The organism is Phycisphaerales bacterium (genome assembly GCA_040217175.1).
In the GTDB taxonomy this organism is placed as follows: domain Bacteria; phylum Planctomycetota; class Phycisphaerae; order Phycisphaerales; family UBA1924; genus JAHCJI01.
The window spans coordinates 639,231-664,204 of record JAVJNT010000001.1; the positions used below are offsets into that span (position 1 = coordinate 639,231).

General features: G+C 66.7%; 19 protein-coding genes and 1 other RNA gene. 8 read left to right on the forward strand and 12 right to left on the reverse strand.

Features of this window, described 5'->3' with window-relative positions:
* Window positions 1–185: 185 nt before the first annotated feature.
* Window positions 186–2,255, forward strand: coding sequence for an elongation factor G (gene fusA, locus RIA68_02800; protein MEQ8316364.1), 2,070 nt, complete (start codon window positions 186–188; stop codon window positions 2,253–2,255).
* Between the two features lie 63 nt (window positions 2,256–2,318).
* Here the strand turns inward: fusA and ssrA are convergent.
* Window positions 2,319–2,669, reverse strand: a transfer-messenger RNA (tmRNA) gene (gene ssrA / locus RIA68_02805).
* Between the two features lie 132 nt (window positions 2,670–2,801).
* On the opposite strand from ssrA, the gene ispD reads away from it, so the two are divergent.
* Window positions 2,802–3,539, forward strand: a complete 738-nt coding sequence (gene ispD / locus RIA68_02810; protein ID MEQ8316365.1) for a 2-C-methyl-D-erythritol 4-phosphate cytidylyltransferase — start codon at window positions 2,802–2,804, stop codon at window positions 3,537–3,539.
* Window positions 3,540–3,548: 9 nt separating this feature from the next.
* On the opposite strand, the gene lexA is transcribed toward ispD, so the two are convergent.
* Window positions 3,549–4,163 (reverse strand): transcriptional repressor LexA, encoded by a 615-nt coding sequence (lexA, locus tag RIA68_02815; protein MEQ8316366.1) that lies wholly within the window; start codon window positions 4,161–4,163, stop codon window positions 3,549–3,551.
* A 611-nt stretch (window positions 4,164–4,774) separates the two neighbouring features.
* Window positions 4,775–5,953, reverse strand: coding sequence for a DNA-processing protein DprA (gene dprA, locus RIA68_02820; GenBank protein ID MEQ8316367.1), 1,179 nt, complete (start codon window positions 5,951–5,953; stop codon window positions 4,775–4,777).
* A 227-nt stretch (window positions 5,954–6,180) separates the two neighbouring features.
* On the opposite strand from dprA, the gene RIA68_02825 reads away from it, so the two are divergent.
* Window positions 6,181–7,611, forward strand: a complete 1,431-nt coding sequence (locus tag RIA68_02825; protein MEQ8316368.1) for a SpoIID/LytB domain-containing protein — start codon at window positions 6,181–6,183, stop codon at window positions 7,609–7,611.
* 96 nt (window positions 7,612–7,707) lie between these two features.
* On the opposite strand, the gene RIA68_02830 is transcribed toward RIA68_02825, so the two are convergent.
* Both RIA68_02830 and RIA68_02835 read right to left on the reverse strand, forming a co-directional pair.
* A complete protein-coding gene (locus RIA68_02830) occupies window positions 7,708–10,212 on the reverse strand; it encodes a serine/threonine-protein kinase (protein ID MEQ8316369.1) in 2,505 nt (834 codons plus the stop codon).
* A complete protein-coding gene (locus RIA68_02835; GenBank protein ID MEQ8316370.1) occupies window positions 10,212–10,793 on the reverse strand; it encodes an ECF-type sigma factor in 582 nt (193 codons plus the stop codon). Before RIA68_02835 ends, RIA68_02830 begins: the two co-directional genes overlap by 1 nt.
* Before the next feature lie 220 nt (window positions 10,794–11,013).
* Between RIA68_02835 and RIA68_02840 the strand changes: the two genes are divergently transcribed.
* The gene (locus RIA68_02840) at window positions 11,014–11,973 is read left to right on the forward strand and encodes a GC-type dockerin domain-anchored protein (GenBank protein ID MEQ8316371.1); all 960 of its coding nucleotides are present in this window, start codon (window positions 11,014–11,016) and stop codon (window positions 11,971–11,973) included.
* Between the two features lie 536 nt (window positions 11,974–12,509).
* On the opposite strand, the gene RIA68_02845 is transcribed toward RIA68_02840, so the two are convergent.
* From RIA68_02845 to RIA68_02855, 3 genes are read right to left on the reverse strand one after another with little or no spacing between them, the layout of a single operon-like run.
* Window positions 12,510–13,166 carry a hypothetical protein gene (locus RIA68_02845; protein MEQ8316372.1) on the reverse strand — a complete coding sequence of 219 codons (657 nt, stop codon included), beginning with the start codon at window positions 13,164–13,166 and terminating at the stop codon, window positions 12,510–12,512.
* A complete protein-coding gene (locus RIA68_02850) occupies window positions 13,129–17,886 on the reverse strand; it encodes a hypothetical protein (GenBank protein ID MEQ8316373.1) in 4,758 nt (1,585 codons plus the stop codon). Before RIA68_02850 ends, RIA68_02845 begins: the two co-directional genes overlap by 38 nt.
* Window positions 17,887–17,912: 26 nt before the next feature.
* Window positions 17,913–18,668 (reverse strand): HNH endonuclease, encoded by a 756-nt coding sequence (locus tag RIA68_02855; protein MEQ8316374.1) that lies wholly within the window; start codon window positions 18,666–18,668, stop codon window positions 17,913–17,915.
* Between the two features lie 408 nt (window positions 18,669–19,076).
* Between RIA68_02855 and RIA68_02860 the strand changes: the two genes are divergently transcribed.
* Entirely contained in the window at window positions 19,077–19,778 is a 702-nt protein-coding gene (locus RIA68_02860) for a hypothetical protein (GenBank protein ID MEQ8316375.1), read from the forward strand.
* Between the two features lie 97 nt (window positions 19,779–19,875).
* On the opposite strand, the gene RIA68_02865 is transcribed toward RIA68_02860, so the two are convergent.
* Window positions 19,876–20,397 carry a DinB family protein gene (locus RIA68_02865; protein ID MEQ8316376.1) on the reverse strand — a complete coding sequence of 174 codons (522 nt, stop codon included), beginning with the start codon at window positions 20,395–20,397 and terminating at the stop codon, window positions 19,876–19,878.
* 281 nt (window positions 20,398–20,678) lie between these two features.
* Here RIA68_02865 and RIA68_02870 point away from each other — a divergent pair, with 281 nt between their 5' ends.
* From RIA68_02870 to RIA68_02880, 3 genes are read left to right on the forward strand one after another with little or no spacing between them, the layout of a single operon-like run.
* Window positions 20,679–20,912, forward strand: a complete 234-nt coding sequence (locus RIA68_02870) for a hypothetical protein (GenBank protein ID MEQ8316377.1) — start codon at window positions 20,679–20,681, stop codon at window positions 20,910–20,912.
* On the forward strand, window positions 20,912–21,136 hold the full coding sequence (locus RIA68_02875; GenBank protein ID MEQ8316378.1) for a hypothetical protein: 225 nt from the start codon (window positions 20,912–20,914) through the stop codon (window positions 21,134–21,136). Before RIA68_02870 ends, RIA68_02875 begins: the two co-directional genes overlap by 1 nt.
* A gap of 21 nt (window positions 21,137–21,157) precedes the next feature.
* Window positions 21,158–22,681 carry an SDR family oxidoreductase gene (locus RIA68_02880; protein MEQ8316379.1) on the forward strand — a complete coding sequence of 508 codons (1,524 nt, stop codon included), beginning with the start codon at window positions 21,158–21,160 and terminating at the stop codon, window positions 22,679–22,681.
* Here the strand turns inward: RIA68_02880 and RIA68_02885 are convergent.
* From RIA68_02885 to RIA68_02895, 3 genes are read right to left on the reverse strand one after another with little or no spacing between them, the layout of a single operon-like run.
* Window positions 22,678–23,361, reverse strand: a complete 684-nt coding sequence (locus RIA68_02885; protein MEQ8316380.1) for an SCO family protein — start codon at window positions 23,359–23,361, stop codon at window positions 22,678–22,680. The genes RIA68_02880 and RIA68_02885 overlap by 4 nt on opposite strands.
* A 1-nt stretch (window position 23,362) precedes the next feature.
* Complete coding sequence (locus RIA68_02890; protein MEQ8316381.1) at window positions 23,363–24,151, reverse strand: ABC transporter permease; 789 nt, start codon at window positions 24,149–24,151, stop codon at window positions 23,363–23,365.
* Window positions 24,148–24,957, reverse strand: a complete 810-nt coding sequence (locus RIA68_02895; protein MEQ8316382.1) for an ABC transporter ATP-binding protein — start codon at window positions 24,955–24,957, stop codon at window positions 24,148–24,150. The genes RIA68_02890 and RIA68_02895 overlap by 4 nt, the downstream gene beginning before the upstream one ends.
* Window positions 24,958–24,974 lie beyond the last annotated feature (17 nt).

Here is a 24,974-nt window from a genome sequence, read left to right on the forward strand (position 1 = left end):
CACGGACTTGGCACGGGATGACCATGCCATAACGCCGTCCTTCCTTGTCCTGTATGATGGGTCGTGGCTGATTCGTGTGGGCCGAGGTCGCGTGCGACCCTCAGCGCCAGGCCACGCCAACACGCTCGGCGGACGGGGACGACTCGACCAACCCCGGCACTGCCCATACCGACGGAGGCGCCCCTATGGCTGTCCGCAACCCTTCAACGATCCGCAACCTCCTCCTGTCCGGGCACGCCGGCGCGGGCAAGACACTCCTGATCGAGCGACTCCTCAATGCGTCGGGTGCCACCAACCGCATGGGATCGATCGAAGACGGCAACACCGTCACCGACTGGACCGACGAGGCCAAGAAGCACGGCCACAGCCTGACCAGCAGCCTCGCCCACTACGAGCGCAACGGCAACCTGGTCACCCTCATCGATTCGCCTGGCCTGGCAGACTTCTTCGGTCAGGCCATCGCCGGCATTCCTGCAGCGGGCCTCGTCGGCGTGGTCATCGACGCTGCGAAGGGCATCGAGACCAGCACGCGCCGCATCATGTCCGTCGCCGAGCAGCGCAACCTGCCGCGGATGATCATCGTCAACAAGATCGATGACGCACAGGCAGATCTTGACGGCCTCCTCGGCAAGATTCGAGAGACCTTCGGCAACGTGTGCGTGCCCGTGAACCTGCCCAGCGCCGACCGCGAGGGCGTCGTTGACGTCCTGGGCGAGGACACGAGCGGCGAGACCGCCTTCGGCGACGTCGAGAGCGCCCACACCAGCATCGTCGAGCAGGTGGTCGAGGTGCAAGACGACCTGATGACCAAGTACCTCGAGGGTGGCGCCGCCTCACTCGACCGCAAGGCCGTGCACGATGCCTTCGAACAGGCCCTTCGCGAGGGCCACCTCGTGCCCATCTGCTTCGTAAGCGCGAAGACCGGTGCCGGGGCCGACGCGTTGCTCGACCTCATCGAGAGCCAATGCCCCAGCCCGCTCGAGACCAACCCACGCACATTCCAGAAGCTCGACGACGACGGCAAGCTCGTCGAGAGCTTCGAGCCCAAGCCCGACGCGAGCCAGCCGCTCCTGGCCCACGTGTTCAAGGTTTCCAGCGACCCCTTCGTGGGCAAGCTGGGAATCATGAAGATCCACCAGGGCACGCTCAAGGTTAAGGACGAGGTCTACTTCGGCGATGGCCGCAAGCCCGTCCGCGTCAACACGCTCTTCCGGCTGCAGGGCAAGGACCACGTCGACGTGGCTGAGGCCGGCCCGGGCGAGATCGTCGCCGTCAGCAAGATCGATGACATCGAGTTCAACACCGTCGTGCACGCCCACGCCAACGAGCACCTGCGTCTACGCCCGCTTCCGCTGCCCAAGCCCATGTTCGGCCTGGCCGTTGTGCTCTCGAACCATAAGGACGAGTCGAAGTTCGGCCCGGCCATCGCCAAGCTGCAGGCAGAGGACCCGTGCTTCATCATGGACCGCGTAGCCGCGACCAAGGAGACCGTGCTCCGCGGCTTGGGCGAGATGCACCTGCGGGTCATGCTCGAACGCATGAAGAGCCAGTACGGCATCGAGGTGGAGACCCACCAGCCCAAGATCGCCTACAAGGAGACCGTGACCGCCAACGCCGAGGGCCACCACCGCCACAAGAAGCAGTCGGGCGGCTCGGGCGAGTTCGGCGAGGTCTACCTCCGCGTGGCGCCCCTCAACGGCGAGGCCGCCGAGCACGGCGAGCACTTCGAGTTCGTCAACGCCACGGTCGGCGGCTCGATCCCCCGCCAGTTCATGCCCGCCATCGAGAAGGGCATCCGCCAGGCGCTCACCGAGGGCGCCATCGCCGGCTACCCGATGCAGGACATCAAGGTCGAGGTGTACGACGGCAAGTACCACGCCGTCGACTCGAAAGAAGTCGCCTTCCTCAAGGCCGGCAAGCGCGCCTTCGTCGACGCCTGCCGCAAGGCCAAGCCCGCCCTGCTCGAGCCCTTCGTCGAAGTCGAGGTCGTCGCACCAGCACAGTACATGGGCGATATCACGGGTGATCTGTCGACCAAGCGCGGCCGCGTGCAGGACTCAATGGTCGACGGCGACAACTGCACCGTCCGAGCCGTCGCGCCACTGGGCATGCTGCAGAACTACGCCAACGAGCTCAAGAGCATGACCCACGGCGCCGGCAGCTACGTCATGGACTACAGCCACGACGAGCGCACGCCGCCGCAGGTGCAGGCTGAAGTCATCGCGGCATACGACCCGCACGCCGACGAAGACTAAGCCGCCGCGTCAGCGATCAATGAAGAAAACGCCGCGTGCGGATGCATGCGGCGTTTTCGTGGTGAATGGAGCCGGGGGGAATCGAACCCCCGTGTCGGATCGGCAGCCATGGCGCCTCTACGCGTGTAGTCGGCGGTTTGATCTCGGCCTGTGCACGGGCGCCGACGCCCTTGCCTTCGGCCCAGCCACCGGTGAACCTCCTCGCCGACGCGCCCGGAAGCGCCACGCGTCGACCAGCCCGATGTCGTCGTCCCCCATCCCTATCGGGCGTCGGGAGGGGGACGGGCTACGTCAAGCAGCCAGTGCGTACTGCGGTTCGGCAGTTGTTGGTTTTGTGTGCCGGTTACGAGAAGAGCACACCTCTCGACGCGCCACACCATGCCTTACACGTCCGATCGAATCCATATCGGCCCCAGGATGTCGAACCCGTCCGCAAGCCAAGCCCGCGGACAGGGATCATAGAAGACGGCCCGCCATCGGACACGCCGACGGCCAACCGATCTCCCATCATCGCCTATTCCGCTGTCCCAATCCATACACTGGCCGATGCCCCCGCCCAACAGCCTTGCCGTCATCATCTGCGCCGCCGGCTCGGGCACGCGCTTCGGCAACCGGTCCGGCAGCAAGCTCGACCAGGACCTGCACGGCCGGGCCGTCCTGCACCGCGCCGTCGAGGCGTTCGTCGACCAGTCGGGCGTCGAATCAATCGTGGTTGCCGGCCCGGCAGATCCCGACGCGCTCGAAGCCTTCCGAGGGCGGCACGAGCTAGCCCTCGGCCCCCTCGGCGTCAGCTTCTGCCCCGGTGGCAAGGCCGAGCGATACGAGACCGTCAAGGCGGGACTCGAGTATTTGCAAGCGAGTGGCTCGCGCGTCGACGCAGTCCTGGTGCACGACGCCGCCCGGCCGTGCACGCCGCGGCCGCTCGTCCGCCGCGTGATCGAAGCGCTCGGAGCATCGTCCGCGGTCGTACCGGCGATACCAGTGGCCGACACGCTGAAGCGTGCTGATTCAACGGATGATCCCAAGCGCGCTCGCGTGGTGGACGAGACCGTCGATCGCCGGGGCCTGTTCGCCTGCCAGACGCCCCAGGGATTCTCGCTCGATCTCATCACCCGGGCCTATGCGCAGGCCGACCTGGGCAGCACCGATGATGCACAGCTCGTCGAGCGATTGGGCGAGCCCGTCACGCTGGTGCCGGGCGACGGGCGAAACCTGAAGATCACCAGACCCGAAGACCTCACGCTCGCGCGGGCCATCTGGCTGACACTGTCGACCGACGAGTAATCGACAGACTCAGTACCGACGGATGACGCCACGCACGACGCCCTGCACTTCGCAGTGCTTGACGCGGATGGGCTCGAAGTCTGGGTTGGCCGGCTGCAGGCGGATATGGTCCGACTCGCGGAAGAACGTCTTGAGCGTGGTTGCGCCGTCGGGCAGCAGGGCCACGACGCGGTCGCCGTTGTGGGCCGTCGGGCTGCGCTCGATCAGCACGTAATCACCGTCGAGGATGCCCTCGTCGCGCATCGAATCGCCGTCAACCTTGAGCGCGAACATGGAACGGCTCGAGTCGGACGGGTTGCCGACGAGCTGCTGCAGGTCGATCTCGTCGCTGTCGGCGACCTTCTCGATCGGATAGCCCGCGGCAATCTTGCCCACGAGTGGGTAGCGGAACGGCCGAGACTCGTCGGGAACCGAGACGCCCTCAGCGATCGACAAAGAGCGTGCCCTGTTGGGCTCGCGAACCAGGGCGCCCTTCTTGATGAGCGCCTCGACGTGCTCGAACACGGTCACCTTGCTGACGCCGATTTCGTCGGCGAGTTCCTGCATCGTTGGCGAATAGCCGCGGCGGATCCGCCAGTCGCGGATGAGCCGGAGGATGCGAAGCTGCTTGGGGGTCAGGTTCATGGTGGCGTTCCTCGTCCTCTCGCTTCACGACGACTTCGGGCACGCGTCCCTCAGCCCGCTCGTGCGGCGTTGTTCCCATGCCAACGTTGGCCGTCGGCCAGCCCGGCATGGGCGTGTTGATCGTGCTCTCCGGACGCCACGCAGCCACAGCGGCCGCAGACGCCCCCTCCAGTTGCCCGGGCGTGGCCCGGGTCACGTTCCGTTCGTGACGCGTGCTCGGGACGGCCCGCCTGGGCGGACCACCCAACCGCATGGCCCCCAGTGCAAGCCCGACAACCTCCGTCAGGATCTCGCTCCATTCCTGGCGAGCGGGCTGCCGCTCGGGCTCGGTCGGTGGGGCCGACATCGATCCGATTTCACTCCCGATGGGTCGGCAGAACGCACCACCCGGCCCCAGCACCGCGAGTGCCTCCGCGGCCTCTTGCTGGTCGAGCTGGTGGCCGTCTTCGAGTTGGCTGGGGTGGGCGATCATGCCAGGTTCATCGGATGGTGGCCGCGATACTGTTCGATCTTTTTTCGGATATTTGTTCGGATTACTGTAGCAATCCATTTCCCGTATATCAAACCCGCTTCAGCGGCTCCCAGGCCCGTTTCGGCTGACGCAGAATCCCTTATCTACTCCGAACAAGCCTGAGTCCCTCCCGCCGGATCCGCCGCCGGATCTCCAGCAGCGTCACCGTCGCTCGCACCTGCTCGGGGGCGGCCTCGAGATGCTCGCACAACTGGTCGAGCGTCAACGCCTCCGCCAGTGCCTCGAGCACGCGGTCTTCCATGCTGTTCGGGGTCCGCTCGCCCTCGGTTCCCGCTGGGTTCCCATCAAATTCCGAAGAAGCCCCGAACAGGTCGGGCGTCGGTTCGCGTCGATCGCCGATCGAACCCAGCGCTTCCTCGACGTCGGCCGGGCACGCGACCAGCGTCACGCCGTCGCGGATCAGCGCATGGCAGCCCCGGCTGCTCTCGACGTCAACTCGGCCCGGTAGGGCCATGACCTCGCGGCCCATCTCGCCCGCCAGCCGCGCGGTGATCAGGGCCCCGCTCTTCTCGCCGGCCTCGATCACCACGATGCCGCGTGAGAGCCCGGCGATGATGCGGTTGCGGGCGGGGAAGTTCTTGGCCTCGGGCCGGCAGTGCATGGGTAGTTCGGACACGACCGCCCCGCCGCCCTCGGCGATCCGTTCGAACAAGTCCGCGTTCTCGGCCGGGTAGTCGTGGTCGAGCCCGCAGCCGAGCACCGCGACGGTGGTTCCGCCGCTGCGGAGCGCCGCGTGGTGGGCGGCGGTATCGATGCCGCGGGCGCCGCCCGAGACGATCGACCAGCCGGCCTGGGCCAGCACGCCCGCGAAGCGACCGGCCTGGTCGACGCCGTATGCCGAGCACTTGCGAGCCCCGACGAGGCCGACGCCCCGCTGCCGCAGCGCCTCGACCGACCCACGAACGTAAAGGAGCACCGGCGCGTGCTCGTTGCCGGCAAGCTGGGGTGGATAGTCGGGATGGTCAAAGGGCACGAGCTGCACGCCGGCCTCGATCGCGCGCTCGAATCGAGCATCCGCCTCGGTGCGCGCACTCTTAAGGCCGGCCGAGAGCTTGCGGGCCAGGGGCGCTCCGACCGATGGGATCGATTCCAGCTCGGCAAGCGAGGCCGAGAGCGCTGCTTCGGGTCCGCCCAAGATCGAGATGAGTCGGCGGATGCGGCGAGGGCCGAGTTCGGGCACGAGGGTGAGCGCGAGAACGGCTCGGGCCGATGGTCGGCTCTCGGCGGACGTCGGCCTGGGATCGCCGGCGATCGACATCGTTCCCTCCACGGAGGCCGCAGCATGGGCCTGATGAATCGTAGCCCCAAAGCGACAGCCCCGGACAACCCCCTCACACGACTCAGGGACCGGAGGGCTACTACGCTTGCTGAGCATCGATTGAGGAGCGTGCTTTCTCGCCTTCTTCATGAAGGAAGGCCGACGAAGCAGGCCAGCGGGAGCGATCGCCAGCGACGGCGACGGCCGGGAGCAGGATGTTCCAGCCCATGCGGACAGCGGGGATCAAGGCGTACCACGGCCTGTTTGGGCCGGCCGGTTTGGCTCGTGCCCATCTGGCCCATCCCGGCTCGGGGACCATGGCCGTGCTGCTCGCCCTGGGCCTCATCGTCAGCCTCGTCGCCGCGAGCTGCCAGTGGCCGCCGCGCACGAGCACCGTGATCGGGCCGATCGACGGTGGCGGCGTCGAGGTCTCGAGCGTGTGGATCGGCCGAGAGCCGACCATCCGCGTGCGCATCGTCGAGCCGGCCGACGAGGTCGTCATCGCCGGCGCCCGCCTCGTGCTGGCGCGCGACGCCGCGGGCGGCATCAAGATCTACCGCACGCCGCTGCTCGCACGGGCCTCGGGCGGATCGCTCACCCTCAGCGAGCCCGGCGGCGGGACGCATCAGATCTCCGGCTTCGTCGACCTCGAGTCGGCCGACCCGAGAGAGCCTGGGGCCGCGAGTCCCAACACGCTGGAGTCGTACCGGGACGCGCCGACCATCGCCGTCCAGGGCGTGCCGTACGCCGGCTCGGTCCGGTTGACCGCCTCGGCGGCGGGCGTGCAGGCGATCAACGAGCTCGAGCTCGACCGCTACGTCGCCGCCGTCGCCTCGCGCGAGCTCTACGGCTCGTGGGAGCCTGCCGCCTTCGAGGCCCAGTGCATCGCGGCCCGCTCGTACGCCCTGCACTCGATGGCGCTGGCCGACCGCCGCGGCCGCGCGTGGCAGGTCGAGAGCGGCGTCATCGACCAGGCATACCCGGGGCACACCACGCACGAGCGTTCCATCCAGGCGGCCATCAGCACGCGCGGCCGGGTGATGGCCTATGGCGGCGGCGTCTTGCGGACCTACTACAGCAGCACGAGCGGCGGGCGCAGCGGCTCGGCGGCCGACACGTGGCCGACCGGCCCGGGCTTCGAGTACAACCTGGCAGCACCGATCCAGGCCGGCCTCTCGCCGCAGCGCACCGTCCACGCGAGCGACGCGTCGCGCTTCCACCGCTGGCAGGTCGTCCGCTCGACCGACGACGTGACCAAGCGCCTGCGCGCCTGGGGCGCGCGGTCGGGCCACACGCTCAAGAACGCCCGCGCGGTCACGAACATCGAGGTATCGCGCACCAACCGCGTCGGCCGGCCCGCCCAGTACCGCGTGGGCGAGCGCAACGGCGTGTCGCACCTCTTGAGCGCCGAGCAGCTCCGCATCGCGCTCAACGCCGACGCTCGCGGCCTCAAGGACGTCGGCGGCGAGAGCCGAGTCCGCAGCGGCGACTTCGAGGTGACGGCCGCCGGCTCGCGCTTCGTGATCCGCGGCCGCGGCTTCGGGCACGGCGTCGGCATGTGCCAGTTCAGCGCCCAGGCGCTCGCGAAGCGCGGGTGGGACGCCGAACGCATCTTGCTGAACTTCTATCCGGGCGCCGAGATCCAGCGGGCGTATTAGGTCGCTCTTTTCGAGTTGCTGCCGAGCACGTTGCCGGGAGGAGCAAGCGAGTTCTTCGCTCTTCGAGTTGTGCGGTCTGGGTCGATGGACCGATCGCTAGTTGGTCTCGCCGAGCCGCTGCGAACGCCGCTCCCGGAGGTCTTGCATCACGAGGGTCTTGTTGCGCGCGGCCAAGGAGTCCTCCCCGGCTTGCGCCGCGCGGATGGACATCTCCAGCAGTTCCAGGGCGAGCCTGTGGTCGGCGCCGACGAGTTGCTCTGCGTTATGGAAGAGATCGTCGATCTGGAGCATCGCGTCGAGCGGCTCCTCGGGTGCGATGCTCGCCATCGTCCGCAGGGCCTTGGCGGAGATCAGGTCCGGGTGGTCGGGACCCAGCCGGCTCGAACGGATGCGGTGGACTGCCTCGGCGTGGTCGGCGGCGGCTCGGTTGTCGCCGGCAGCGAGTTCGAGCCGTGCCGCGACCTCGTGCGCATCGGCGATATCGATGTGGTCGTCGGGCAGCCGTGCATTCAGGATCGAGAACGCTTCGTCGACGTGCAGCCGGGCCTCGTCGAGCTCCGTGGAATCGACCAAGGCGCGGGCGAGCACGGTGCGAACGTGTGCTTCGGCGTACGCCTGCTCGCTCGCGCCCTCGATCGAGGCGAGCGCCTCACGCGCCGTCGAGACCGCCTCCGCGGCTTGCCCGCGTGCCAGCAGCGCGTGCGCGTCCCAGGCCATGGCACGGGCCCGGTACGGTTCTCCATAATGACGCGCCAGGAGGTCTCCGGCGACCCTGAGGACCGTCCGGGCTTCGACGGGACGGTCGAGTGCGAGCAGGGCGCGGCCCAGCTTCAGGTGCTGCCAGCCAGCCTCGGCGGACTCGGCGCGTCCCTCGGCGGCCTGCAACTCGAGGATTCGCTGGAACCGGTCGGCGGCGGCTTCGGCCTGCCCGTCGACGAGCAGCATGAGGTAGGCGACTTCCTCCGCGGCGGCGATCGTCTTCGGATGCGCTTCGCCCAGTTGCTCGCGCCAGGTACGCAGCGCTGCCTCGATGTGCCGTCGGGCGGGACCGAACATCGAGTGACGCCGGTAGACGAAGCCCAGCGAGTACCGCACCTCGGCCTCGACCAGCGGCGCATCGGCCAGGTCACGATGGATGCGCCGCGACGCGTACTCGAGAGCATCGAAGAAGCTCGCGTCGGGGCCCACTTCCTCGGGATCCACGCCGAAGATCGCGTTCTGGAGGAACGCGCCCATCCGGCCGGCACGCTCGGCCTCGGCCTCGGCCTCGATGATCGCCAGCTCCGCCGCGCGCGTGGCCTCGCGCTCGCGATCGGCGAGCGCATGGGCGTTGATCATGCTCGCCACGATGAGCCCCAGCGCACCAAGGGCGATCAGGGCCGCCATCGAGCCGGCGACGACCGCCGGGCGATGCCTCCGTGCCAGGAGCCTCGCCCGGCGGACGATGCCGGCGTCGCGCGCCTCGACGGGCTCGAAGGCGAGCCACCGCCGCAGGTCGGTGCCCAGCTGGCCGATCGACGCGTACCGATTCTCTCGATCGGGCGCCATCGCCCGGGCCAGCACGGCGCTGAGCTCCTGGTCGATGCCCGGGTCGGCCTCGTGGGCGGCCGGCGTCGGGGCCACGAGCGCGCCGAGCAGCGCGTCGCGGGCCGCCTGGTGGGCGTCGCCCGCGCCCGGCCGGGCCTCGACGCGCATCGACGGCATGCGGCGCGGAGGCTGCCCGGTCAGCAGCTCGAAGCCGACCGCCCCGAGCGCGAAGATGTCCGCCCGGGTGTCCAGGTCGCTCAGGTGGCCGGTGAGTTGCTCGGGGGGCATGTAGGCGAGCGTGCCCACCACGCTCCCGCCCTCGGCCAGCCGCGCCTCGACGCCGTGGTCGAGCGCCTTGGCGACGCCGAAGTCCAGCACGCGTGCGACGCGGTGCTCGTCGACGAGGATGTTGGCCGGCTTGAGGTCCAGGTGCACGACGCCACGCTGGTGGGCGTGCTGGAGGGCCTCGCACAGGTCGGCCAGGATCCGGACGCGATCGCGCGTCGAGAGCTCCTGCGACTCGGCGAACTCGTTGAGGGGCCGCCCCTCGACCAGCTCCATCGCGATGAAGGGGCGGTCCTCGCTCGCCCCATCGGCATCGACGACCGGGGCTCGCCCGGCCTCGATGATCGGCGCGATGCCCGGGTGGCGGAGGCGGCCGAGCATCTCGGCCTCGCGCTCCAGGCGCTCGTCCGATGAGCGGCCGAACAGCTCGGGCTTGATGAGCTTGATGGCGACCTCGCGCCTCGGAGTTTCCTGGATGGCCCGGAGCACGACGCCCATGCCCCCGCGGCCGAGCTCGCCGACGATGCGGTAGCGGCCGACGCGTCGGATCGCGGCGCCGTCCTTGCCCGCGTTGGAGGCCTGCGCTTCCGCACGTGGCGGGCGCGCGTGCGGGGTCGGCTCCAGGAAGCCCCTCGACTCGTCGTCGCTGGCGAGCAGGCGATCGACGGCGGTCCGCAGCTCGTCGTCGCCGTTGCAGGCCCGGTCCAACGCGTCGTCGCGCTCCCCGCGCGGCAGGTCGCACATGGCCTGGAAGAGCTCGGTCACGCGTTCGTACTTGGTCGCGTCCATCAGGCGTGCCCTTCGCCTCCAGCAAGCCGGTCGCGCAGCCAGGCCCGTGCCGTCCGCCAGTCGAGCTCGACCGTGCGGGGCGACACGCCCAGCACGGCGGCGGCCTCGTCGACGGTCAGCCCGGCGAAGAACCGCAGCTCGACGATGCGGGCCTGCCGCTGGCTCAGGTGTGCCAGCTCCTCCAGCGCTGCATCGAGTGCCAGCATTTCCACCGGCTCGCCGGCCCCGGGGGTGCCCGAGCCCGAGAGATCGAGCCCGGTGAGCGTCACCCGCTGCCAGTCGCCGCCGCGCTTCTGGGCCTGCCGCTCGCGGGCGTGCTGGACGGCCGCCTGGCGCATGGCGTTGGCCGCGGCGCCGAAGAAGTGGTTGCGGCCCTCGAAGTCGGGCGTGGCGGCGCCGAAGAGCTTCTCGTAGGCCTCGTGCACCAGCGCGGTGGCGTGCAGCGAGTGGGCGTTCGAGCCGCGCAATTGCCGGCCCGCCATGGCGCGGAGCCGGTCGTACACCCGCCCCACGAGCTCCTCGCGGGCCAGGTCATCGCCCGAGCCGACGCGTTCGAGGAGCTGGGTGAGGTCTTCGTCCATGGTGCACGGCCGCGACGGGGCGGTGAGCGGCGGATCCGAAAAAACTCGCGAACGTCTTGCGCCCTCCCGCGGCGGTTTGCATATCTCGGGCCAGACCCGTGCCGGCCGTCGCGTGACGACCGGGCCACGGGGCACGCCGCCGGAGGGAGGCGGCGTGCGACCCAGGAGCCGGCCCCGCGGCGCACCGCCGGGGGCCACCACCAGCACGAGAGGATACGCCATGACTCGCACGAACCGTTCTCGCTTCGTCGTCTCCATCGCCGGAACCACCATCGCCGCGCTCTCGGCCGCGGCCCTGGCGGACGACCCGCAGGTCTTCAGCGACTGGGGCGCCCAGGCCGACGACATCGCCGACACCGTCGACGCCTACCGCGACGCCCTGGGCGACCTGAACCGCCCCGAGCCGGGCAGCGTGGGCAGCGGCCGCCGCCAGATCGACTGGGACGCCGCCCCCGACGCCGTCAGCGCCCCCAACGACTTCCCGGGCGACTTCTTCAACTTCCCGGCCTTCCCGCGTGCCCGCGGCGTGGTCTTCACGACCGACGGCACCGGCTTCCAGCTTTCTGCGACCGACGCCAGCGGCGTGGGCATCGAGTTCAGCAACATCGACGCCAGCTACGACGGCCTGTTCAGCACCTTCAGCCCCGAGCGCCTGTTCACGCCCATCGGCGACAACGTGCTGGACGTGCACTTCCGCATCCCCGGCGAGGACCGCCCCGCCGCCAGCACCGGCTTCGGCGCCGTCTTCAGCGACGTCGACACCGCCCGCCAGACCAGCCTGACCTTCTACGGCCTCGACGACGAGGTGCTGGGCACCTACTACGTGCCGTCGGCCTCGATCGACAACGAGTCGCTCTCGTTCCTGGGCGTGAAGTACGACGAGGCCATCGTGACCCGCGTGCGCATCGTCTCGGGCGACACGGCCCTGGAGGAGGGCGTGACCGAGGCGTGGCCCGCGAACGATCTCGTCGTCATGGACGACTTCATCTTCGGCGAGCCGGTGTTCCTGCCGTGCTTCGCCGACCAGGACCGGGACGGCTCGCTGACGATCTTCGACTTCCTGGCCTTCCAGAACAACTTCGACGCGGGCGACCTGGCGGCCGACTGCGACGGCAACGGCCTGCTGGAGCTGTGGGACTTCCTCTGCTTCCAGAACGCGTTCGGCGCCGGCTGCCCGTAAGGCATCCCGCCGCAACGCCCCAGCGCTGACCCCCAGGGAAGCACCCCCGCCCCGGCGGGGGTGCTCGCTGCGCGCCGGGCTTCGCACGGGTCGGAGGGCGAGTTTTCGGGCGTCGTTCTCGAAAGTGGTTCGTGGGGCTTCGCCGGTTGGCGGCGGGGCTCGGTCGGCCGTTGGCGGAGCGTCGGGAGCGAGTCTTGCAGCCTCATAGACAGTTTCCGAGGCCGCGAAGACTCCTGAACGGCCTTCAAGAACGATTTCCGAGGCTTCGGAAACGCCTGAACAGCCTCCGGGAATCATTTCCGAGGCCTCGGAAACTGTTGAACGGCCTTCGGAAATGATTTCCAAGGCTTCGGAAACGATCTTTGAGCCTTCGGAAATGATTTCCGAGGCCTCGGAAACGATTTCCAAAGCCTCAAAAACTCTTGACGCTCGACCCAAAATCTTTCTGAGGGGCGCCAGGGCGGTTTTTCTATGGGACGAGGGGGATGGCCCGGGGGTGCGGGGTTACGGGACGCGAGCGGGATCGAGCCGCGCGGCTACACGAAGTCGCTTGGTTCGCGGACCTCGATGTCGCAGCCTTCCAGCGACACCGCTCCGCGGAACACGACCTCGACGACCTTGCCGGGTGTGCCGTCGAAGTCCTCGGCAAGCCGGAACGTGTCGGGCCCGCGCGGGCCGGGGACGCCCTTGCCGTTAACCGCCTTGTGCCTTGGCGAGCCCGAGTTGCACGCGCTGAATCGCGGCTCAGGATTGGCCGCGAACACCTGCGCGGTGGGCAGCACAAGCACGACGCAGTCGTCCTTCGAGTAGCGGCCAAAATGGTTGAGCCCCTGCTGGATGGGCTTATCGCCGCCGGGCCAGAAGAAGACGTGCTCGTTGAGGTGCTGCACCAGATCGGCGAACGTCCACCCCTCGGCCAGCCCGCAGTTCTTTTCGTACAGCGGCGACTCATCGCGGACGTGGACGGCCTGGCCGTCGCACTCGACCACCACCGACCGGGCCCGCCGCGCACGGCTCAGGTGCGGTGTGCCGGCCGCCGCGAAGATGTCGACGGCCGGCCGCAGCCGCCGGGTCCGCTGGATGTGCTCAAGGTTGGACCGTGCGGTGATGTGGAAGAGGGTGGGGCGGAGGCGGGTGAGGGTAGCGAAGGTATAGCTACCACTTAATGTCGCTACGGAACCAAGCCCGACCATATGTGCTGCCGAGCGGATACTCCACAGGCGAAGAGCCCGCCAAGCGTCGCTGAATGAACTTGAGCCTTTCGCGAGAGTTTGGATGCTCCTGTACAAGCATGGACAAGGCAAACATCAGGCCATCAAAGCCACCGTCTTCGACCGCGGCTCTTACATAGTCCTGCGCAGCGCGCCATCCGTACTCAAAGAATCGCCTTGTGTTTTCTTCATCCAAGTATGAAAGGGTATCCAGATACGACTCGAATTCGGAAGGCACAGTCACGCTCGTTCCCTCACGCACCGGCAGTGGCTTCCCTTGCATGATGTGCTCAAAGTAATTCGAATATGCGACCAGATAAGCCCGCTTCTCCTCTTCCGTGTTCTCTGCAATAGACTCATTCGCAGAGTCCACCAGGAAGATCGCAAGATCGTAGATCTTTAGCATGACAGAAGCCACACTGACCGTCTTGGAGAATACACCAGTAAGCGTCGATGCCGATTCGGTCGACTTGCCAATTAGACCACTGATCGAATTAACCCGTGCAGCAAAGTCCGTGTACGCCGTGCCGGCGTCCGCGAGCGACGACAACAGCGAGTTATGCACAGTCTTCATCTGACTCACATGCAGCACCATAGCTTCCTGCCACTTATCCTGCGCGTAGGTTCGACTCACATCCTCAAGAATGCTCTGCACGGCCGGGCGCTCGATCGCCGAACCAAACTCTTCGATCACTGACAGGGTTGCCACCCACAAATCTGGATAGGCCGTCATCTGCATGGGCGAGTCTGGCAGCCAGATCCGCTCCATCAATAGGCGAGCCTCGTATATCTCGGGAGCTCCCTTGCTTGAATCTCGTGCGACATCATCGATTGCAGATGCCAAGTCTCGCGCCTTTGTCGAACTGAAAGTAGCCCAAGAGCTAAATGCAGAAATTGCCGCCAAGACTATCGGATTCGTGTACTCTGCCACAAACGCTTCTGATTCCGTGGTTGTAGGCGCAGCGTATACCCCCTCTTTCTTGTAGAGATAGTCCACAGAGTCGTAAAGCCATGGTCGCCCGGAACCCACAATTTCCACAGCTGGGAACTCTACTTCAACCTCATCACCTGGTGTTGCGCTACCTCCACCTGCATCTGATCCGCCGGAAGACACTGTCTCACCATTTGCGCCGCCGCTTCCCCCTGTACCAGTATCCCTGATGCTGCTACCCACGGCATCCGCCTTGGCAGCGTCGAGCGTCGACACCGGATTGGTCGACCGTGGCTCGGGATTTTCGCCGATTCCGTCGAGCGCGTTCAGCGTTCCACCTTTCTCAGTCGGCGTTGATGGCACTGCGGCTCGGGCGTTGTCCATGGCTTGCCCCGTCAAACCAGCCACCTGCTCACCGAACTTGACGGCTGCATCCAGTGCATTCGCCGCAGCCTCGCCAGATAGCTGGCCCGCGGTCGTCGCAGCGGTCGTCGCCATCTGTGACAGATTCTCCAGAATTCCTGCAAACGTTCCGCTGGCTGACATATCGCGGAACATGCTGCCATTCTGGATCGCCGAGAGTGCATCCGAAAGACCGGTTGGCATCGCGTACTGGGTCGGCGGCGTTGCCGAGAGCGTGCTGTCCGCCACCGTGGGGTCGAGCCCCGCCGCGACCTCGGCGGCTCGCTGCTGGTTCAGGTCGATGGCCAGGATCTGTGGGGCCGAATTCGGTATCGGCGAGTCCTGCCAGTTGTAGAACCGCCTCGTGTCGATGTACTCCGCGGAGTTCGAGCGACCGAGGATCGCCTCTGCAAATACGCCGGCCGAGGGCAGGAAGACGCTCTCGTTAAGCGGCGACTCCCGCATCTGGGCCTCATACGCCTTGATGTCGTCGCAGTAACCATCTACGTCATCCCCGAGCGAAACGGCGCGATGCCCAAGGAAGTCTTTCTCGATTTCCAGGATGTACTCGTGTTCCTTGGCTGGCAGATCGAAGTCATCGGGCAGCGGTGCCCGAGCCAGCGTCCTCAGTGGCGCATCAGTCTGATCCCGGATGGACCCCAGAGCCCCGATTCCCTCGCTGGCAAACTCGATCGAAATGCGATCGCTGTCTGGTTGCTGGGTGAAGCCCTTGATGGGCAGATCGTACTGCTGTTTCATCGAACCGAAACGGCGAGTCACGCTGATTGCGCCACGAACGGGGAAGTTGCCGTCCTGATCCCGCGTGTCGTCGATGTCGAGTTCGACTTCCATCGAGGAGCTTCGATCCCGAACCGCTGTCTTCGCGAGGAATCCCTGGAGTGCCAACTTGCCCGCACCCCGGCGGCCAGTTGCGACCTGTCTCCCGTCTCCACGGCTCTCCGTGAGCGTACGACCACTTTGCTTCTCGACAACCCGCGTGCGATACTCAAAAAGCTCGTCGACGCGGCCCGGGCGATCACCGCCATCACCGCACTTGAGCGGGAAAATCATGAGGTTGTCGACGATGCCCAGCGGCGCTGGATCGATTAGATCGACGAGGGGCATTCCGGCTGCAGCACCCTTGACTTCGAGCTGCTCGATGAGGTCAATGACCTGCTCCTTCTCGAGTCGACTAAGTAAGTAGCGGCTCAGGCCATATCGATGCAAGTGAAAGAAGGCCTCAATTTCAGCAATGGTTTCAGAACTATTGATGTCTGAGATAGTTGCAAGGTAGTCCTCAATGGCCTCGCTGACGTCAAGAATCTCGTGTTCTACACCGCTGTGAAGCTGTTGGAATGTATAGCTCGCTTCTATCGTCTGGAATACCGTCTCAGCATTGCCATGCTCGTCAACGAGCTGAAACTCAACGTCGATTGAGAAATCAATCCGATCGGATGGATTCAGAAGGCTGTACTGCCCAGACTCAATATAATCTGTGAGATTAGACTTATTATGACCAGGATGCAGTTCGTTAAACTCCATATTGGTCTTAAATGGATCGGTATTCTTTATCGTACTCGAGATAAGGTCTTTCAACGCTCCCTGCACCGCCTCTTTGAATGCCGAAGCATCAAAATACAGCCGCAGATTCTCGGCCGTTGATGCGCCGGCTCCAGAACCGATGCTGCCCTCCGTCATTGACTGCTCTCTGAGCAATTTGTAGCTCAAGTATGTACTGTTTCCCTTAAAACTTAAGTCAACGCCCGAACCCAATTCACTATTGCTGATTCTAAGCTTGATATCAGGGTCGGCCACAGTCATCTTAATTTTAAACTGGTCTGAGAAGAGCGCACGTCGAACGATTGTCGCCGACTGAACATATACTGATCCGCTGCTGTCAAAGGCACCATTGTCCGGACTGAAGTCACTAACTACCTGGTTCCATTTTTTCGCTTGAGCGGGCATTAGTTCCTTGAGTGACGCATAGAACACAGGCCAGTACTTCTGAATGGACACCATGTCGAAGTCGAAGGGCTTAAAAGGCAGGTACAGCACAGGCATCAACGACTCGACCCTCGTTGACGTGCGGTACTTATGCAGCACTTCATAGTACTGGATGGTCAGGGCGTGCATGTGATTGTAGTTGGTGACGTTCCGGGTCGTCGAGGACTGCCCGCCCAACTGGGAATCATCGATGACAACCGTGGACATGAGTGAACGCACGTTCGAGGCGTTCTGAACTGTCATATCAGAAATGTTCTGCTGCGTTTGCGCAAGGATCTGCCGTGTGCCAGAAGATTCTGTCTGGATCGTCCCTTGGACCTTTCCACCCCCGTGGACAAAGCTCGCCCCCAGAGCGCCGGCCGCCGCCGACGTCGAGGCCCCACCCCCACTCCCGCCGACGCCCGCTGGCAGCCCGAGCAGTGACGTGAGATCGAGTCCTCCCGACAGACCGGCCGCTGCAGAACTTCCGGATCCCCCGCCGGCCCCAGTGGTTAAGCCGAAGCCAGTAGTCTTCGTCGACGCATCAACTTCCGTCCCGCCGTACTGGTGTTCCTGAGCCGTGGCCTGCACAACCTCGTTCACAGCACGATTTTGGAAGAACTCGTTGGTGAGCACTTCGCTTGCGGTCGTGTCCTCACTCCGGGCGCTCTGCTGTCGCGAGTACCAATCCAGTTGGGCAATGTTGCGTGACTCACCGGGAGCAAGCCCGAGGCTGTGTATGATCTCGCCAAGATGTGTGCCCGCGCTGACCCAACGCTGCTTTAGGAGAGCGAGATACCCCAGGTAGAACTTGAACGGAGTCCGATACAGCATCGAGCTGAGTGATTCATCCGAGATGGGATCGCCCGGATACCAGCCTGCTCCGAGACGATAGTCGGGGAACTCGAATTCGCGTTCTCTGATGTAGTTGCTAAAACGAAAAGCGCCGTACGTGCTTCCCAGCACTTCAGGCAGGAGCGTGCGCGGGGCCGAGGGCCGCTCCTGAAACTTGTCCAACGCCTGATCGAGCATACGACGTCGGGCTTCAAGATACAGGTCAAACGTGGCGAGATCGCGGAGTGATTGAACGTCAAAGGTGTCCGCGAGTCGTGTCGCAGCCGCGTCGTTGAGTGTCTTCAGGAAGGATGCAGGCTGCTCGGTAAGCGCAGCCTCTTGTTCTTCGTCGAGCGACGAATCAAAGTACAGGTTGAGATCGAGATCGCGGATGGTGCCGTTGTCGAAGAAGCCGACCAACAACTCAGCGTGCCGACAAGGCGCATACTCGGCCAGGTCGCGGACCGACACGATGCCGAGGCGTTCGAGTTCCCGCAACTGCTGCGTCGAAGCGATCTCGGACAGTGATGCCACAGACTGAAAGCTCTTCACTTGACACCCCCTCAAGATCTAAGAGGCTAGGCCTCGGCTCTCGACCGATGCCACCGCACCGCCTCCCCATCCGGCTCGAACCGCTCGGGCATCCGCAGTCGCCGTCCCGCCCAGCCCGCCAGGTGCTCGGCCAGCATGCCCCCCGCCTCCGGATCGCGGAGCGAGGGGCCCAGGACCACGGCCAGATCATCATCGAGCGTGATGAGACCGCGATCGAAGGCCTTGTCGGCTAAGGCGTTGAGGCACAGGCCGTTGCGCGGGTCGGCGCGTCTCGATTCGTCGGCCGCCCAAGGGATGATGTGGCTGGCCACGAGCAGCGCGGGGTGGGCCAGGCCCGTCAGAGCGCAGCGGTGGCCGTAGCCGCTCAGGACGGTGCGGCGGAAGAAGGCCTGATGGAGCCTCACGCTGCGCATGGCGGTCGCTTCGGTGGGGCCAGATGGGGTCTCGTGTTCATCGAGGTAGTCCGAAGGCATGCCAACGGATTCCCAGGCGTTCTCCGCCTCGAGCGCCACCGCAGCGCTATCGGTGGTGAAACGTGCCCATATGGCCTCTTCGACTGTCGAGCGATTCTGCAGGCCGGTGACGCCGCGCGCGCGGTGGGCCGGGTCGAGGCTCGCAAAGTTGCATGCCTTCATCGCGATGGCCGAGGGCGTCCGCCCCAGCTTCGCGGCCAACTCGATGATGTCGGTGTTGTGCTGGTGCAGCTTGCCGAAGGGCGTGGAGCAGTAGAGCCGGAAGGCCGCAAGAGTCTCGGTCTCGGTCCAGTTGGCCCCGGCTGGCATGGCGGAGCGTAGCGAGACGTTTGATTCGCGGCAGCGAAGCCAAGACCCCCTCAGTCTCGGAAGTCCTCGACAGCTCCCCCGCTGGGAGCGGGGGAGCGAGTGAAGAGGCCCCCCGCCTCACGGCGGGGGCTCGTCAGACCCCGCAACGCGGAACTCTCGGACCCTCACCCCGGCCCTCTCCCGCGAGCGGGAGAGGGAGGCAAAGCCGCCCTAGCACCCCCTCGGGGCCTTTCGGCCCCGGCGCACCTTCCCCAGCCCGCACGACCCCACCCCCGCCACAGAAAATCACGAGCGAGGCCCTCAAGCGGCTCCCTTCCTATTCCGATGCCGGTTTTTGCCGGGCGGCGTGGTCGCCCGCGAGTGCAGGAACACGGCCTTCGGCCGAAGGCCCACACGGGAGGCGGCGTCATGCCCCGAACACCTCAAAGCGATACGCAATTCGTCACCTGGGCCAGCGACCACGTGGCCGTCTGGGCCGGAAACGGCACGCCCCCTGACATCGGCCTGACCACCGAACAGGTCGCAGCCGCGCAGTTACTGGTCGACGATGCCGAGGAGAAGCTCGACGCCCAGCGTGCGGCCCGCGACGCCGCAAAGGCCGCCACCGCCGAGAAGGACACCAGCGTCGACGCCCTGCGCGCCTCCATCGGCGGGCTCATCGGCATCATCGATGGCTACGCCAAGAACACCGCGGACCCGGACGTCTACGCCCGGGCCCAGATCGATGCGCCCAGGCCCGCCGCCCCGCGCACCGATGCGCCCACCCCCACCGACGTGCAGGCCTCGCTCCTCAACGACGGCACCGTCGAGTTCCGCTTCCGCGTGGCCAGCGGCGGCGGCGCCGTGTACCTGGTGCAGCGGCAGACCGTCTCGGCGACCGGCGAAGAGGGCCAGTTCGAGAACGTCGGCCAGGCCGACGACCTCAAGCGCTACTTCGACGCCAGCGTGCCAACCGGCGTCCGCTCGGTCTCCTACCGCGCCCGGACGCGCCTGACCAACGGCGAGCTGAGCGACTGGTCCGAGACGGCGACCGTCCGCTTCGGCACCGCCGGCGGCACGGGCTCAGCAACCAGCACGGGACCGGCGACGGGCGACTCAAAGGCCGCCTGAGCCGGCGACCGACAATGACGACACTCGCACGCGGGCCCGACGGGGCCCGCTTTCTGTTGGGCTCGGTGCACGCGGCCGCCGGCGTGGAGGGCCCAGCCTACAGCGGCTCGATCACGTAGCACATCTCGTTGTAATCCACGTCGCCCGCCGGCGCGCCCAGGCGTCGGAGCATGTTGAGCACCTGGGCCCGGTGGTGCACCTCGTGCAGCACGAGCTGGGTGAAGACGTCCGACGCCGTCGCGGTGACGCGGCGGGGCTCGTCTTCCCAGCGGACCTCGTAGCGGATGTCGGCCTGCCAGTCCTGGACGGCCTCGAGCGCCGCTCGCGTCCTGGCTGCCTGCTCCATCCAGGTCGCCTCGATCACCGGCAGCGCGGGCGGCTCTTCCTCGTTGATGGGCCAGCCTTCGAGCGAGTCCAACTCGGCGCCCGTCAAACGCCGCACGTAGTACCACTCGGCCCCGACCACGTGCGCGAGCGTGCGCTGCAACGAGCCCGGGCCGATGTCGAACTCCTTGGCGTGGTCACGCGGCGTGAGCGTGCGCGTCTTGTCGAAGATCTTCGCGCGGGCGGACCGCAGGTAGTCGTAGGTCTTCAGGGCGTGGGCGTTGGTCGGGTGCATCGATCATCGTAGAAAGCTCGGCCGCTCGCCCCGCCGGCGCGGCGTGCTGGCAATCGTGAAGCCCGCTTCATGCACGTTTCGGACGCTCGCATGCCGGAAGAGACGAGGGCAACCCGCATGGCCCGCGGGCCACCGCCATCGCGGATGTTGGTTGCCCCGCACGTTTCACGATGAGCCCGACGCCGAAGCTCGTGCCGGTGCAAGCGTTCGCCGATGTTCGTCCGGGCCTCGTGATCCGGGCGATGAGCCATGTCCGAGCGAGCACCACAAAGGAGTTGACCATGTCCGACGCACCCAGCAGCCAGCACACCACCACGTGGCCCGACCTTGCCATCGGCCTGTACGACCGTCTTACCGGCCGGGGCGCCGAGATCACCTACGAGTTCGAGAAGCTCAACGTGCACGTGCCCAGCGGCACGGGCGACCGCGCGGCCCACGCCGCGTGGACGCTCGACGGCACGGTCCGCGTCCGGACGCGCGACAACGCCAACGGGGGGGCCGCCCCAAACTCGTGATGGCGGGCCGGCTCGACGCGAGGGTCCGACGCGGCGAGAAGTCGTCGCGCCTCACCATCCGCTTCGAGGACGGCGCCGCCCACGTCACCAGCGACGACGTGGTCACGCCCGCGTTGCAACTCTGGCGGGCGCGGCGGGCACTCAAGCGTGCCGGTGCCAGGCCGGTGGGCCTGCCCGTCACGCTCAAGCTGGGCTCGCTGCCACGCCTGAAGGCAACGTTGTAGCATCTCGCGGGGTACTGCCACATGGATCCAACGACTCCGTCTGACACCACGATCACCGCGAGTCGGTCCGGGCCGCCGCGTGTCTTGTTGACGGGCGGCACGGGCTACATCGGTGGCCGGCTCGCCCCACGACTGCTCGAGGCAGGGTTCCGCGTGCGGTGCCTCGTTCGCGAGCCCCGCAAGCTCGAGGACCGACGCTGGGCTCGCCACGAGGACTGCGAGGTCGTGCAGGGCGACATCGAGGACACCGAAGCGCTCGCCGAGCAGATGCGTGGCTGCCGCTTCGCGTACTACCTCGTGCACTCGATGATCTCGGCGGGAGGGGAGTACGCCGAGCACGACCGAAGGCTTGCACAGTCGTTCGCGGCCGCCGCCGAGCAAGCTGGCGTCGAGCGCATCGTCTACCTCGGCGGGCTCGGCGAGATGGGCGAAGACCTCAGCGACCACCTGCGCTCTCGCCGCGAGGTCGAGCGCGTGCTCGCGGCCGGGGCCGTGCCCGTCACCGTGCTGCGGGCGGCGATGATCATCGGCTCGGGCTCGGCGTCGTTCGAGATCCTGCGATACCTCGTCGAGCGTCTGCCCGTCATGGTCACGCCCAAGTGGGTGAGCACCAAGTGCCAGCCGGTGGCGATCTCCGACATCCTCCATTGGCTCGTTCGCTGCCTGCGAGAGCCCACAACGGCGGGTAAGACCTACGAGGTCGGCGGCGACGGCGTGCGGACGTACAACCAGCTCATGCGCACGATGGCCAAGGAACTGGGCCTGCCGCGTCGGCTGGTCATCCCCGTGCCCGTGCTCACGCCCGAGCTCAGCAGCCGCTGGATCGGCCTGGTGACGCCCGTCAGCGCCCGCATCGGCCGACCACTCGCCGAGGGTTTACGCAACCCCGTCGTCGTGCGTGAGAACGACGTCCGCGAGGCCATGCCCCACAACCCGCGCACGCCCGAGCAGGCCATCCACATGGCCCTGAAGCGAACGAGCCTGGCCGAGGTCGAGACGTCGTGGTCGTCGGCGGGCGTTGTCGAGGGCGATCCGGACTGGGCGGGCGGCCGCGTGTTCATCGATGCACGGCAGTGCGAGATCGACGCACCGCCCGAGGCGGTCTTCCAGGCCGTCTGCCGCGTGGGCGGAGGACACGGCTGGTACGCGGCCGACGTCCTCTGGCGCATTCGCGGATGGATGGACAAGATCGTGGGCGGCCCGGGCCTGCGTCGCGGCCGCCGCCACCCGCAAGAGGTCGCCTACGGCGAAGCGCTCGACTTCTGGCGTGTCATCGCGGTCGACAGCCCCAGGCGTCTGCATCTGCTCGCCGAAATGAAGCTTCCGGGCCAGGCGGCGCTGGAGTTCTGCATCGATCCGAACGCAACAGGAGATCGCAGCACGCTCCACATGACCGCTCGCTTCAAGCCCAAGGGCCTCTTGGGCCTCGCGTATTGGTACTCGGTGCTGCCGCTCCACCACTTCGTCTTCAACGGCATGCTCAATGGCATGAAGCGAACGAGCGAGCAGATCGCCGAGACGCCGGCCGAGCCGGCGCCGACTTAATTGCCTTCGATCGCTCGTGCCGCAGCGCGGGCTCGGCCCCGAAGCTCGGTCATGCGATCGACCTCGTAGTACAAGTAGATGCCGAGCACCTCGCGATCCGGGCCGACGAGGATCAGGTGCGACGGGTGGCTTACGTTGTTCATGGTGCCGCCATCGGGAAGCGTGATCTGGCGGGTCGTGTCCTCGCCAACGAAGAAGTTCAAGCTGTCGCGGACGATCGAACGGACGTCCTCGAACGGTCCGGTCAGCAGGTTCCATCGATCGAAGTCCATGCCGTTGCGGTCGCCGTAGGCCTTCAGGACCTCGGGCGTGTCGTTGGCAGGGTCGACGCTGATGCTCAGGAACCGCACGCCGCTGCCCTCGAGCGCGGCCTGGTGCTGCAGCATCTGCCCCGTCATGCCCGGGCACGCAAACGGGCAGTTCGTGAAGATGAACGCGAGGATGGTGATCTCGCCCTCAAGGATGGACTGATCGACGAGCTGACCGTCCTGGTTGGTGAGCTCGAACTCGGGGATCGAGTAGCCCACGAGCATCTCGTCGGGCTGCAACGGGTCGCTCGCGACGTCCTTCATCTCCGCGTCGGTCACCGCGCGTGGCTGCATCATGATGAGCGTGCCGACCAGGCCGAGGAAGATGAGCGCCACCACGACGATGGCCATGAACAACCGCTTCTGGGACATATCAATCTCCAACGCTCGAAGCTTCGCGGGGCCCACCGCGCCCCGCGACGACCATGACCAGCAAGACCAGTGCGACGCCCGTGGCCGCGAACACCCCCGAAAGCAGCAACGCGAGCGTATCCACCCGGCCGTCGAGCCCGGCGGCTACGGCGCGCTGGCACCAGCCGAGCGGGTTGGCAATCGCCAAAGCCCGCAACCATCCGCTCGCGCCCTCGACCGGGAAGATCGCCCCGCTCAGCAGCCACATCGGCATGAACACCAGGTTCATCACGCCGTGGAAGCCCGAAGCCGAATCGATCTTCCACGCAGCCGCGAGGCCCAGGCCGGTGATGCCCAGCGAGAGGCACGCCAGCGCGACGAACGCTGACAGCACGCCGCCCGCCGTCACGGTCGCGCCGACGAGCGGCGACAACGCGAGCAGAATAATCGCCTGTGCAACGCCAAGGGCGCCGCCTCCAAGCAGCTTCCCCACCGCCATCGACCACCGCGGCGCGGGGCTGACCAGCACGGCCTGTAGGAATCCCTCGTGGCGGTCTTCGATGAGCGAGATCGACGCGAAGATGGCGTTGAACAGCACGACCAGCGAGGCCATTCCCGGCAGCAGGTAGAGCGTGAGAGAGCCCGCGTCGCTGCCCAGCGTGTCGGGCCGGATGCTGTTGGAAAAGCCGCTGGCGATGAACAACCACATCATGGCCGGCGTCGCGATCGCAACCACGATGCGCAGCGGCTGTCGCCCGAGCCGCCGCACCTCACGCATTGCCAGCGCGCCCGACGCCCGCACGCCGCTCACGCTGCGGCCTCGCCCTGCAGTGGCGCTCGAGCCAGGTGCAGGTAGGCGTCGGCCAGCGTGGGCCGACGGACCGAGAACGGCACGCCGGCCTCGGCCAGCAACGTCGTCCATGCCGAGAGCTGTGCCTCGTCTTGCGGACGGGCGATCGCCGAGCCATCGGCCTGGGACTCGCAGGGAATCTGATTCCCGACTTCGACCCCCGCGGGCACGGCGATCAACAGGTCGCCCAGCCGCTGGACGAGCTCACCTGGCGATCCCTCGGCCGCCACAGCGCCGTTGCTCAGCATCACCACGTGCTCGAACCGTTCGGCATCGGTCATCAGATGCGTCGACATCACGACCGCAATGCCCGGGTGGTTCTGTCGCAGCACATCGATGGCTCCGAGCAGTGCCGCACGAGCCGGCAGGTCGAGACCGACCGTTGGCTCGTCGAGCAGCAGCAGGTCGGGCTCGGCCAGGATGGCGCGCACGAATTCGACCCGCCTTGCCAGACCGCCCGAGAGCGTCTTGACTCGATCGTCGAGCCGGTCATCGATCGCCTGCTCGCCGCACAGACGCTCGATCGTGTCGTGCGCCTCGGGCATCCCAAAGAGCGAGGCCTGCAGGCGCAGGTTCTCGCGGACCGTCAGCAGCGGGTCGAGGGCCGGGTGCTGGAACACGACGCCCAGCCGGAGGCCGTCGCGTCTGCGCAGGGCGCCGGCGGTGAGCGGCTGCAGCCCTGCGATTGCCTTGATGAGCGTCGACTTGCCCGAGCCATTGGGGCCCAGCAGCGCGACGTAACTGCCAGGCTTGATGGCGAGGTCCACGCCATCAAGCGCCCGTG

What these genes read in the sequence shown, in the direction of transcription:
- fusA (MEQ8316364.1), top strand. Translation starts at nt 186, where the DNA reads ATGGCTGTCCGCAACCCTTCAACGATCCGCAACCTCCTCCTGTCCGGG.
- ispD (MEQ8316365.1), top strand. Translation starts at nt 2,802, where the DNA reads ATGCCCCCGCCCAACAGCCTTGCCGTCATCATCTGCGCCGCCGGCTCG.
- lexA (MEQ8316366.1), bottom strand. Translation starts at nt 4,163, where the DNA reads ATGAACCTGACCCCCAAGCAGCTTCGCATCCTCCGGCTCATCCGCGAC.
- dprA (MEQ8316367.1), bottom strand. Translation starts at nt 5,953, where the DNA reads ATGTCGATCGCCGGCGATCCCAGGCCGACGTCCGCCGAGAGCCGACCA.
- RIA68_02825 (MEQ8316368.1), top strand. Translation starts at nt 6,181, where the DNA reads ATGCGGACAGCGGGGATCAAGGCGTACCACGGCCTGTTTGGGCCGGCC.
- RIA68_02830 (MEQ8316369.1), bottom strand. Translation starts at nt 10,212, where the DNA reads ATGGACGCGACCAAGTACGAACGCGTGACCGAGCTCTTCCAGGCCATG.
- RIA68_02835 (MEQ8316370.1), bottom strand. Translation starts at nt 10,793, where the DNA reads ATGGACGAAGACCTCACCCAGCTCCTCGAACGCGTCGGCTCGGGCGAT.
- RIA68_02840 (MEQ8316371.1), top strand. Translation starts at nt 11,014, where the DNA reads ATGACTCGCACGAACCGTTCTCGCTTCGTCGTCTCCATCGCCGGAACC.
- RIA68_02845 (MEQ8316372.1), bottom strand. Translation starts at nt 13,166, where the DNA reads ATGGTCGGGCTTGGTTCCGTAGCGACATTAAGTGGTAGCTATACCTTC.
- RIA68_02855 (MEQ8316374.1), bottom strand. Translation starts at nt 18,668, where the DNA reads ATGCCAGCCGGGGCCAACTGGACCGAGACCGAGACTCTTGCGGCCTTC.
- RIA68_02860 (MEQ8316375.1), top strand. Translation starts at nt 19,077, where the DNA reads ATGCCCCGAACACCTCAAAGCGATACGCAATTCGTCACCTGGGCCAGC.
- RIA68_02865 (MEQ8316376.1), bottom strand. Translation starts at nt 20,397, where the DNA reads ATGCACCCGACCAACGCCCACGCCCTGAAGACCTACGACTACCTGCGG.
- RIA68_02870 (MEQ8316377.1), top strand. Translation starts at nt 20,679, where the DNA reads ATGTCCGACGCACCCAGCAGCCAGCACACCACCACGTGGCCCGACCTT.
- RIA68_02875 (MEQ8316378.1), top strand. Translation starts at nt 20,912, where the DNA reads ATGGCGGGCCGGCTCGACGCGAGGGTCCGACGCGGCGAGAAGTCGTCG.
- RIA68_02880 (MEQ8316379.1), top strand. Translation starts at nt 21,158, where the DNA reads ATGGATCCAACGACTCCGTCTGACACCACGATCACCGCGAGTCGGTCC.
- RIA68_02885 (MEQ8316380.1), bottom strand. Translation starts at nt 23,361, where the DNA reads ATGTCCCAGAAGCGGTTGTTCATGGCCATCGTCGTGGTGGCGCTCATC.